At 47.2% G+C, this 10,189-nt stretch carries 6 protein-coding genes, 10 tRNA genes and 2 rRNA genes (1 of these 18 running past the window's edge); all 18 read left to right on the top strand.

Features of this window, described 5'->3' with window-relative positions; genetic code table 11:
* Positions 1–2,588: ribosomal RNA gene (locus AOT13_RS02205) — 23S ribosomal RNA — on the top strand; it begins 342 nt to the left of the window's first position.
* Positions 2,589–2,724: 136 nt separating this feature from the next.
* Positions 2,725–2,841: ribosomal RNA gene (gene rrf / locus AOT13_RS02200) — 5S ribosomal RNA — on the top strand.
* A gap of 153 nt (positions 2,842–2,994) precedes the next feature.
* Positions 2,995–3,069, top strand: a tRNA-Asn gene (locus AOT13_RS02195).
* Position 3,070: 1 nt separating this feature from the next.
* A tRNA-Thr gene (locus tag AOT13_RS02190) sits at positions 3,071–3,143 on the top strand.
* A 21-nt stretch (positions 3,144–3,164) separates the two neighbouring features.
* Positions 3,165–3,236 (top strand) — tRNA-Glu (locus AOT13_RS02185).
* Positions 3,237–3,248: 12 nt separating this feature from the next.
* A tRNA-Val gene (locus tag AOT13_RS02180) sits at positions 3,249–3,324 on the top strand.
* A 139-nt stretch (positions 3,325–3,463) separates the two neighbouring features.
* Positions 3,464–3,536, top strand: a tRNA-Thr gene (locus AOT13_RS02175).
* Positions 3,537–3,545: 9 nt separating this feature from the next.
* Positions 3,546–3,627: transfer RNA gene (locus AOT13_RS02170), tRNA-Tyr, on the top strand.
* A 70-nt stretch (positions 3,628–3,697) separates the two neighbouring features.
* Positions 3,698–3,772 (top strand) — tRNA-Gln (locus AOT13_RS02165).
* Positions 3,773–3,897: 125 nt separating this feature from the next.
* A tRNA-Lys gene (locus tag AOT13_RS02160) sits at positions 3,898–3,970 on the top strand.
* Positions 3,971–3,977: 7 nt separating this feature from the next.
* A tRNA-Gly gene (locus tag AOT13_RS02155) sits at positions 3,978–4,049 on the top strand.
* Positions 4,050–4,068: 19 nt separating this feature from the next.
* Positions 4,069–4,141, top strand: a tRNA-Ala gene (locus AOT13_RS02150).
* 166 nt (positions 4,142–4,307) lie between these two features.
* The gene (gene rocF / locus AOT13_RS02145) at positions 4,308–5,210 is read left to right on the top strand and encodes an arginase (RefSeq protein ID WP_173662668.1); all 903 of its coding nucleotides are present in this window, start codon (positions 4,308–4,310) and stop codon (positions 5,208–5,210) included.
* 158 nt (positions 5,211–5,368) lie between these two features.
* Positions 5,369–5,932: an RNA polymerase sigma factor SigW gene (gene sigW, locus AOT13_RS02140; protein WP_003247641.1), complete on the top strand. Its 564-nt coding sequence runs from the start codon at positions 5,369–5,371 to the stop codon at positions 5,930–5,932.
* Between the two features lie 14 nt (positions 5,933–5,946).
* Entirely contained in the window at positions 5,947–6,558 is a 612-nt protein-coding gene (gene rsiW / locus AOT13_RS02135; RefSeq protein WP_003247642.1) for an anti-sigma-W factor RsiW, read from the top strand.
* Between the two features lie 99 nt (positions 6,559–6,657).
* On the top strand, positions 6,658–7,482 hold the full coding sequence (gene cdaA, locus AOT13_RS02130; protein ID WP_003247643.1) for a diadenylate cyclase CdaA: 825 nt from the start codon (positions 6,658–6,660) through the stop codon (positions 7,480–7,482).
* Positions 7,475–8,710 (top strand): CdaR family protein, encoded by a 1,236-nt coding sequence (locus AOT13_RS02125; protein WP_003247644.1) that lies wholly within the window; start codon positions 7,475–7,477, stop codon positions 8,708–8,710. Before cdaA ends, AOT13_RS02125 begins: the two co-directional genes overlap by 8 nt.
* A gap of 29 nt (positions 8,711–8,739) precedes the next feature.
* On the top strand, positions 8,740–10,086 hold the full coding sequence (gene glmM / locus AOT13_RS02120) for a phosphoglucosamine mutase (protein WP_003247645.1): 1,347 nt from the start codon (positions 8,740–8,742) through the stop codon (positions 10,084–10,086).
* Positions 10,087–10,189: the final 103 nt, after the last annotated feature.

Raw genomic sequence — 10,189 nt, 5'->3', positions numbered from 1 at the left:
AGCGGTCTGGAAAGGCCCGCCAGAGAAGGTGACAGCCCTGTAGTCGAAACTTCGTTCCCTCCCGAGTGGCTCCTGAGTACGGCGGGACACGGGGAATCCCGTCGGAAGCAGGGAGGACCATCTCCCAAGGCTAAATACTCCCTAGTGACCGATAGTGAACCAGTACCGTGAGGGAAAGGTGAAAAGCACCCCGGAAGGGGAGTGAAAGAGAACCTGAAACCGTGTGCCTACAAGTAGTCAGAGCCCGTTGATGGGTGATGGCGTGCCTTTTGTAGAATGAACCGGCGAGTTACGATGACGTGCAAGGTTAAGTCGAAAAGACGGAGCCGCAGCGAAAGCGAGTCTGAATAGGGCGTACAGTACGTCGTCGTAGACCCGAAACCAGGTGATCTACCCATGTCCAGGGTGAAGGTAGGGTAACACCTACTGGAGGCCCGAACCCACGCACGTTGAAAAGTGCGGGGATGAGGTGTGGGTAGGGGTGAAATGCCAATCGAACCTGGAGATAGCTGGTTCTCCCCGAAATAGCTTTAGGGCTAGCCTCAAGGGAAGAGTCTTGGAGGTAGAGCACTGATTGAGCTAGGGGCCCTCATCGGGTTACCGAACTCAGTCAAACTCCGAATGCCAATGACTTATCCTTGGGAGTCAGACTGCGAGTGATAAGATCCGTAGTCGAGAGGGAAACAGCCCAGACCACCAGCTAAGGTCCCAAAGTGTACGTTAAGTGGAAAAGGATGTGGAGTTGCCCAGACAACCAGGATGTTGGCTTAGAAGCAGCCATCATTTAAAGAGTGCGTAATAGCTCACTGGTCGAGTGACTCTGCGCCGAAAATGTACCGGGGCTAAACGTACCACCGAAGCTGTGGGATGACCAACGGTCATCGGTAGGGGAGCGTTCTAAGTGCGCTGAAGCGAGACCGGAAGGACTCGTGGAGCGCTTAGAAGTGAGAATGCCGGTGTGAGTAGCGAAAACAGAGGTGAGAATCCTCTGCACCGAAAGCCTAAGGGTTCCTGAGGAAGGTTCGTCCGCTCAGGGTTAGTCGGGACCTAAGCCGAGGCCGAAAGGCGTAGGTGATGGGCAACAGGTAGAGATTCCTGTACCACCTCCTCACCGTTTGAGCAATGGGGGGACGCAGGAAGGTAGGGCGAGCAGGCTGCTGGAATAGCCTGTCCAAGCGGTTAGGCCGCCAGATAGGCAAATCCGTCTGGCAATAAGGCGGAGCCGTGATGGCGAGGGACCGTTGGTCCCGAAGTCCCCGATCCTACACTGCCAAGAAAAGCCTCTAGCGAGGTGAGAGGTGCCCGTACCGCAAACCGACACAGGTAGGCGAGGAGAGAATCCTAAGGTGCGCGGGAGAACTCTCGTTAAGGAACTCGGCAAAATGACCCCGTAACTTCGGGAGAAGGGGTGCTCTCTTGGGTCCAAAGCCTGAGGGAGCCGCAGTGAAAAGGCCCAAGCGACTGTTTATCAAAAACACAGGTCTCTGCGAAGCCGAAAGGCGAAGTATAGGGGCTGACACCTGCCCGGTGCTGGAAGGTTAAGGGGAGCGCTTAGCGGAAGCGAAGGTGCGAACCGAAGCCCCAGTAAACGGCGGCCGTAACTATAACGGTCCTAAGGTAGCGAAATTCCTTGTCGGGTAAGTTCCGACCCGCACGAAAGGTGTAACGACTTGGGCACTGTCTCAACGAGAGACCCGGTGAAATCATACTACCTGTGAAGATGCAGGTTACCCGCGACAGGACGGAAAGACCCCGTGGAGCTTTACTGCAGCCTGATATGGAATTTTGGTATCGCTTGTACAGGATAGGTGGGAGCCTGGGAAGCCGGAGCGCCAGCTTCGGTGGAGGCGGCGGTGGGATACCACCCTGGCGGTATTGAAATTCTAACCCGCACCCCTTAGCGGGGTGGGAGACAGTGTCAGGTGGGCAGTTTGACTGGGGCGGTCGCCTCCCAAAAGGTAACGGAGGCGCCCAAAGGTTCCCTCAGAATGGTTGGAAATCATTCGGAGAGTGCAAAGGCAGAAGGGAGCTTGACTGCGAGACAGACAGGTCGAGCAGGGACGAAAGTCGGGCTTAGTGATCCGGTGGTTCCGCATGGAAGGGCCATCGCTCAACGGATAAAAGCTACCCCGGGGATAACAGGCTGATCTCCCCCAAGAGTCCACATCGACGGGGAGGTTTGGCACCTCGATGTCGGCTCATCGCATCCTGGGGCTGTAGTCGGTCCCAAGGGTTGGGCTGTTCGCCCATTAAAGCGGTACGCGAGCTGGGTTCAGAACGTCGTGAGACAGTTCGGTCCCTATCCGTCGCGGGCGCAGGAAATTTGAGAGGAGCTGTCCTTAGTACGAGAGGACCGGGATGGACGCACCGCTGGTGTACCAGTTGTCCCGCCAGGGGCACCGCTGGGTAGCTATGTGCGGAAGGGATAAGCGCTGAAAGCATCTAAGCGTGAAGCCCCCCTCAAGATGAGATTTCCCATCGCGTCAAGCGAGTAAGATCCCTCGAAGATGACGAGGTCGATAGGTCCGAGGTGGAAGCGTGGCGACACGTGGAGCTGACGGATACTAATCGATCGAGGGCTTAACCACGAACAACGGAGAATGCCGCCTGGCCAAACGGTTTCTTCCAGACGGACGGTTATCTAGTTTTGAGGGAATGAAAAATTCCTCTTGACAAAAGATATGATTGAAATATAATAATATCTGTCTGTGGTAGAAATACTTGCCTAGTGACAATAGCGGAGAGGAAACACCCGTTCCCATTCCGAACACGGAAGTTAAGCTCTCCAGCGCCGATGGTAGTTGGGGCCAGCGCCCCTGCGAGAGTAGGTCGTCGCTAGGCAAGTTATCAAATATTCCGCAGTAGCTCAGTGGGGAGCAACAAGCCTAAGCTCCATTGAATAAGCTACGAGTTGCCTCGACGCATTTGACCTCTTTGAATTAGCTAGAAGAGGAAGAGGCAACAAAAATGGAGTATAAACCAATAACTTGTTATTCCGCAGTAGCTCAGTGGTAGAGCAATCGGCTGTTAACCGATTGGTCGCAGGTTCGAATCCTGCCTGCGGAGCCATGCTTCCATAGCTCAGTTGGTAGAGCACTTCCATGGTAAGGAAGAGGTCACCGGTTCAAGTCCGGTTGGAAGCTTTAGCAATCCTGCTGTTTTTTGGCCCGTTGGTCAAGTGGTTAAGACACCGCCCTTTCACGGCGGTAACACGGGTTCGAATCCCGTACGGGTCACTTTCTTTTTGTGGAGGATTAGCTCAGCTGGGAGAGCACTTGCCTTACAAGCAAGGGGTCGGCGGTTCGATCCCGTCATCCTCCACCATATAATGTTATTGGATTATAAGCAGTTGTCAGTTGCCCCCGACACGCTAATATCAGTTAGAAGCGAGAGGTAAATGGAGAGTCAAAGCGCGCTCCATTACCTTTCATGCCAGCTTACTGTGATTTGCTGATTTTTTTATGCCGGCTTAGCTCAATTGGTAGAGCAACTGACTTGTAATCAGTAGGTTGCGGGTTCAAGTCCTGCAGCCGGCATTGCAATGCGGAGGGGTAGCGAAGTGGCCAAACGCGGCGGACTGTAAATCCGCTCCCTTTGGGTTCGGCGGTTCGAATCCGTCCCCCTCCATTTTCGCGTTTCAAAAGTATAAATTTCTATGTTATGTGTGATAATATTTGTGGTTGGTACTTCTGGATGTTGGGCTATAGCCAAGCGGTAAGGCAACGGACTTTGACTCCGTGATGCGCTGGTTCGAATCCAGCTAGCCCAGCCACATATTAATTAGCTTGGATAGAGATGTGCCAAGCCTTAGCTTCATTGAATAAGTTGCGAACATCATTGGAATCAGCTAGAAGAGGAAGGACAACGAAAGTAAATAGTGTTTTCATTTAACTATATGAGCCATTAGCTCAGTAGGTAGAGCATCTGACTTTTAATCAGAGGGTCGGAGGTTCGAATCCTCCATGGCTCATCGATATGCGGAAGTAGTTCAGTGGTAGAACACCACCTTGCCAAGGTGGGGGTCGCGGGTTCAAGTCCCGTCTTCCGCTCTTTTATACAAATAAATACGGGGCCTTAGCTCAGCTGGGAGAGCGCCTGCTTTGCACGCAGGAGGTCATCGGTTCGATCCCGATAGGCTCCATTCGCGTAACATCCCATTTCGTTTTTTCCGAAATGGGATGTTTTTTTGTGATGATTTCGGACTTTTGTAGAATAAATATTCAAAAAATTGTTAAGTTGAGTCAGTCGGATGTTTTCGTCTACAATAATTACAATAGTGGAGCAGTACGATGGAAAGGGGAAACAGTGTGAAGAAAGTATCGATCATTGGAGTGCCAATGGATTTAGGGCAGACACGCCGCGGTGTGGATATGGGGCCGAGCGCCATGCGTTATGCAGGAATCATCGAGAGGCTGGAACGCCTTCATTATGAGATTGAAGATTTGGGCGATGTTTCAATTGGAAAAATGGAATGGTCTGATGATGAAGGGTTACGGCTTAATTTGCGCAATTTGAAAGCGGTTGCAAAAACAAATGAAAAATTGGCGGAGATGGTGGACGATGTAGTCCAAAGAGGTCGCTTTCCTCTTGTGCTTGGCGGCGACCATAGCATTGCCATCGGGACATTAGCTGGTGTCGCAAAGCATTATCAAAATTTGGGAGTTATTTGGTATGATGCCCATGGCGATTTAAATACAGCGGAAACTTCTCCGTCAGGGAATATTCATGGGATGTCGCTCGCTGTGTGCCTTGGTTTGGGGCATCCATATTTGACGAAGATCGGCGGATACAGTCCAAAAGTAAAACCGGAAAATGTTGTTCTTATTGGTGTCCGTTCTCTTGATGAAGGGGAAAAACAATTAATCCGTGAAAAGGGGATTAAGGTATATACGATGCATGAAGTAGATCGCCTCGGAATGGCGGCTGTGATGGAGGAAACGATTGCTTATTTGCAAGGACGGACAGACGGCGTGCATTTATCTCTTGATTTAGATGGGCTTGATCCGCACGATGCTCCGGGAGTGGGCACGCCGGTTATCGGGGGCCTTACTTATCGCGAAAGCCATTTGGCAATGGAAATGCTTGCAGAAGCGCAACTAATTACATCAGCAGAATTTGTAGAAGTGAATCCGATTTTAGATGAACGGAATAAGACTGCTTCCGTCGCGGTGGGATTGATGGGGTCCCTTTTTGGAGAAAAATTAGTGTAGAAGCAGAAAACGGCAGATTTTATAGAATCTGCTGTTTTATTTTTGTTTAGTGAAAGATGAAGCAGATATGGTAAAATAATTGTACATGTTTGTCTGAAACTTTTTTTTTGCATGAACGTAATACACTGTAGCCGCAGTGTGCGGAGGTATCGTATTATATGGAGATATTCGTGAAAAAGCGCATCAAAGCGATCAAAAAAGGGGATCAAAATGCTTACGCCGATATTGTAGACCTTTACAAAGACAAAATATACCGTTTATGTTACCGGATGCTCGGAAACCGCCACGAGGCGGAAGATACTGCTCAAGAGGCGTTTATTCGCGCTTATGTTAATATTCATACGTATAATCCAAACATGAAGTTTTCTTCATGGCTGTACCGAATTGCCACCAATTTAGCGATTGATAAAATTCGCAAGAAAAAACCCGATGCCTATTTAGACGAAGAGATAAGCGGCACAGACGGACTTACGATGTATTCGCAGCTTTCCTCTAGCGAAGCTTCTCCGGAAGAAACATTAGAAAGCTTGGAACTGCAGGAAACCGTGCAAAAAGCGATTGAAAAGCTTCCTGAAAAGTATCGCAGCGTTATTGTATTAAGGTATATAGAAGATTTATCGTTGCAGGAGATTAGCGAAATTTTGGATTTGCCGCTCGGCACCGTCAAAACAAGAATTCATCGCGGCAGGGAAGCGTTGCGAAAGCATTTGGGCCATTTATGAGAGGGGTGAAGAACATGAAATGTCCTCATAACATTGTAAACCTGATGCATGACTACTTAGATGGTGACATTGAGCCGAATGATGCAAAAATATTAAGGGAGCATTTGCAGCAATGTTCGGCATGCGCTGACCATTTTAACGGATTAAAGAAGACAGTGGCGTTTATCCAGCATGCGTCCCATCTCATCCCTCCTGCTGACTTTACGGCGCGTGTGATGGCAAAGCTGCCGAAAGAGAAGAAGATGATTCGTATGAGAAGGTGGCTACAAAACCATCCGTTCATTACCGCCGCCTCGCTGTTTGTTATTTTGACAATCGGCAGCCTGTTTACTACATGGAACGAACAAAGACAGTTTTCAGTTTCGGCACATGAAAATGTCATCATTCGCGGCCATACTGTGATCGTTCCGAAAGGTGAAGTTGTTAAAGGAGACATCGTCGTTCGCAACGGTTCTATAAAGATCGAAGGGAAAGTCGAAGGCAATGTTACCGTTATTCATGGTGAAAAATATTTAGCTTCTGCGGGACAAGTAACAGGAGAATTGGAAGAAATTAATCAAGTGTTTGAATGGATTTGGTATAATATTAAAGAGCGAGTAAAGGATGTTATGGAAGTGTTCGAATAGAAGGCCATCTTTTTCGATGGCTTTTTTATATGATATGTTATAATAAAAGAGCTGTTTAAATACAATATGTTGGAATTAGATGATAAAGGAAGTGTGAAAATGCCTTTCGGAGAGCTCCCGATTTTAAACTATTTAGGCAAGATCGTTGACATTCTTGTCGTTTGGTACGTCATATATAAATCCATTATGATGATCCGCGGGACAAAAGCAGTCCAGCTTTTAAAAGGGATTATTCTGATTATGCTCGTCCATATCGTGAGCAACTTTCTCGGCCTCAGCACATTGCAATGGTTAATGGACCGGGCAATCACATGGGGGTTTCTCGCGCTTATTATTATCTTCCAGCCGGAATTGCGGCGCGCGCTTGAGCAGCTAGGGCGGGGCAGGCTGTTTTCGCGGAGCAGCGCAAATGATGACGAAGAGCAGACGAAAATGGTTGAGGCAATTATTAAAGCGACAGAATATATGGCAAAACGGCGGATTGGTGCGTTAATTTCCATTGAACGGGAAACGGGAATGGGAGATTATATTGAAACAGGCATTATTTTGAATGCCCGTGTTTCTTCTGAACTGTTAATTAATATTTTTATCCCTAACACTCCGTTGCACGACGGGGCTGTCATTATTCAGAAAAACCATGTTGCAGCGGCTGCCTGCTATTTGCCGCTTTCCGAAAGCCCGTTTATTTCAAAAGAGCTTGGAACGCGGCATCGCGCGGCATTAGGGATCAGTGAAGTGACAGATAGTATCACGGTCGTCGTATCAGAAGAGACCGGTGCGGTATCGATCACAAAAAACGGGGAGCTGCACCGAGATTTGACTCCGGAACAGTTTCGGGAGTTGCTGACAAAAGAGTTAGTGCCAGCCACGAAGGCGACCTCCTCATCCCGTTGGCAATGGAGGGGGAAGAGACATGATGGATAAGTTAATGAACAACCATTGGTTTATTAAAATCTTTTCTTTGCTGTTAGCGATTATGCTTTATATGTCAGCGAATATCGAAAAAGAAACAAAATCGGGAGTGATTACCCGCAATACGGTGGGGCAGGAAGATACGGAAACGCTGACGAATGTTCCTGTTGTCGTTTATTATGATGAAGAAAATTTAATTGTTTCCGGTATTCCAAAATATGTAAATCTCACTTTGCAAGGACCTGCAAGCATCGTAAAGCCGACTGCTTTGCAGCGCGACTTTGAAGTATATATCGATTTAACAGATTTACCGCTAGGAACGTATACCGTTCCAATAAAATATAAAGATATCTCTGATAAACTTAAGGTTAAAATTCATCCTTCAACAATACGAGTAACCATTCAAGAAAAAGTTTCTAAAAACTTCTCTGTCGGGGTTGATTTGATCAATAAAACTAAAGTGCCGGAAGGCTATACGATCGAACAGCCGCTTGTCAAACCAAACTCTGTCACCATCACTGGTGCCAAACAGTTAATTGATAGCATATCATCGGTAAGAGCGAGAATTGATTTAGATGGCGCGACAGATACCGTGACACAAGAATCGCGGGTAACCGTTTATGACAGCCGCGGAAATGTGCTGAATTTAGACGTGCAGCCTTCCGTAGTGGAAGTAACTGTTCCGATAAAAAGCCCAAGCAAAACGGTTCCGCTGAAAATTAATCGGACAGGATCGCTGCGGAAAGGATTAAGCATTGTCAAAATCGAAACCATCCCAAATCAAGTGACGATTTTTGGCGAAAAAGAAACAATCGATTCCATTGAATTTATTGATGGTATTACGATTCATTTAGACGAAATTACAAAAGATACAACGTTGGAAATGAATGTGCCATTGCCGAAAGGAATAAAAAGCGTTGATCCTTCCAAAGTAAAAATAGTGGTTGACGTGCAAGAAGAAAAAACAAAAACATTAAAGGATGTGCCAATTCATGTAGTAGGATTAGGGGATCAATATACGGTTGATTTTATCGATCCGCAAGAAGGAGAGATGGATGTTCAACTATATGGAGCGCCAGACGTATTGGATAGCATCCAAACGGACGATGTTACGTTGTATGTGGATGTCAGTGATTTAGGCGTTGGTGAACATGAAGTGAAAGCGGAATTAAATGGTCCGCAAAATATCAAATGGGAATTGCCGAAAAAAAATGTAAAAATTAAAATTAATGAACGATAATTTCATTTACGTAAGGAGAGATTGACATAATGGGTAAATATTTTGGTACTGACGGCGTTCGCGGAGTCGCGAATCGCGAGTTGACACCGGAACTGGCATTTAAAATTGGCCGCTGCGGAGGCTATGTATTGACCAAAAGCGAAAAACGGCCAAAAGTATTGATTGGCCGTGATACACGTATTTCTGGACATATGCTTGAAGGGGCGCTTGTCGCCGGATTGCTTTCGATTGGGGCGGAAGTAATGCGCCTTGGCGTGATTTCCACCCCAGGCGTTGCTTATTTGACAAAAGCATTGGGAGCGCAAGCGGGAATTATGATTTCCGCATCACATAACCCTGTTCAAGACAATGGAATTAAGTTTTTTGGCCCAGACGGTTTTAAACTTTCTGATGAACAAGAACAAGAAATTGAAGCGCTGATTGATAGCCCGGAAGATATGCTGCCAAGGCCGATCGGAGAAGCGTTGGGGCAAGTGAATGATTATTTTGAAGGCGGCCAAAAGTATTTGCAGTACTTAAAACAGACGATTGACGAAGATTTTTCGGGAATCAAAATTGCGCTTGATTGTGCACATGGGGCCACTTCGTCCCTTGCCACCCATTTATTCGCTGATTTAGAAGCGGATGTTGTGACAATGGGCGCATCGCCGAATGGCATTAACATTAACGAAGGCGTTGGCTCGACCCATCCGGAAGCGTTAGCGGCATTTGTTAAAGAAAAAGGCGCAGACGTCGGGCTCGCCTTTGATGGCGACGGGGACCGCCTGATTGCGGTAGATGAATACGGAAATATTGTGGATGGCGATCAAATTATGTACATTTGTGCGAAATATTTAAAAGAAATTGGCCGTCTTAAACAGCAAACGGTCGTTTCCACCGTGATGAGCAATCTCGGATTTTACAAAGCCCTTGAAGCGCAAGGGATCCAAAGTGTGCAAACGGCTGTCGGCGACCGTTACGTCGTGGAGGAAATGAGGAAAAATGGATATAACTTAGGCGGAGAACAATCGGGGCATATTATTTTCCTTGATTACAATACGACAGGAGATGGGCTGCTGACGGCGCTGCAGCTTGTTAATATTATGAAAATCAAAGAAAAGCCGCTTTCTGAGCTTGCAAGTGAAGTGAAAAAATATCCGCAGCTGCTTGTGAATGTGAAAGTGGCCGATAAACATAAAGTGATGGAAAACGAAAAAGTAAAAGCCGTAATTCAAGAAGTGGAAAAAGAAATGAGCGAAAACGGCCGCGTTCTTGTCCGTCCGTCCGGAACGGAACCGCTTGTGCGCGTGATGGTGGAAGCACCGACGGAAGAAACATGCCGGAACTATGTTGAACGGATTGCCTCTGTCATTCGCGAGGAAATGGGAACAGAGTAAAATAAAATGAAATCCTATCACCAGCCTATGCATAAATGGAACATTCTATTCTATTTATGCATAGGCTATTTTATGAAATAATATGACAGTTGACGTTTTAAAA

Origin of the sequence: Parageobacillus thermoglucosidasius (assembly GCF_001295365.1) — a bacterium.
Taxonomy (GTDB): Bacteria; Bacillota; Bacilli; order Bacillales; family Anoxybacillaceae; genus Parageobacillus; species Parageobacillus thermoglucosidasius.
The sequence above is the reverse complement of the archived record's forward strand: the minus strand, read 5'-3'. Positions and strand labels throughout refer to the sequence as shown.

Excerpts from the sequence above, each read along its gene's own strand:
- cdaA (WP_003247643.1), top strand. The coding sequence starts at position 6,658 with ATGCCTTTCGGAGAGCTCCCGATTTTAAACTATTTAGGCAAGATCGTT.
- rsiW (WP_003247642.1), top strand. The coding sequence starts at position 5,947 with ATGAAATGTCCTCATAACATTGTAAACCTGATGCATGACTACTTAGAT.
- sigW (WP_003247641.1), top strand. The coding sequence starts at position 5,369 with ATGGAGATATTCGTGAAAAAGCGCATCAAAGCGATCAAAAAAGGGGAT.
- AOT13_RS02125 (WP_003247644.1), top strand. The coding sequence starts at position 7,475 with ATGGATAAGTTAATGAACAACCATTGGTTTATTAAAATCTTTTCTTTG.
- glmM (WP_003247645.1), top strand. The coding sequence starts at position 8,740 with ATGGGTAAATATTTTGGTACTGACGGCGTTCGCGGAGTCGCGAATCGC.